The organism is Thiothrix sp. UBA5583, assembly GCA_002425225.1.
GTDB lineage: Bacteria > Pseudomonadota > Gammaproteobacteria > Thiotrichales > Thiotrichaceae > Thiothrix > Thiothrix moscowensis.
The window spans coordinates 1-223 of the sequence record DILV01000027.1; the positions used below are offsets into that span (position 1 = coordinate 1).

Genomic DNA, 223 nt, shown 5'->3' on the forward strand with positions numbered 1-223 from the left:
GCACCAGTAGCACCAGTAGCACCAGTTGCGCCAGTAGCACCTGTTGCGCCAGTAGCACCCGTTGCGCCAGTAGCACCAGTTGCGCCAGTTGCGCCAGTAGCACCAGTAGCACCAGTAGCACCAGTAGCACCAGTAGCACCAGTAGCGCCAGTAGCGCCAGTAGCGCCAGTAGCGCCAGTTGCGCCAGTTGCGCCAGTTGCGCCAGTAGCGCCAGTAGCGCCAG

At 62.8% G+C, this 223-nt stretch carries 1 protein-coding gene; it reads right to left on the reverse strand.

Going from position 1 to position 223, the window contains the following annotated elements:
* The coding region (locus tag B2U47_RS10745; protein ID WP_296688368.1) for a hypothetical protein at positions 1-223 on the reverse strand (223 nt) is incomplete at both ends.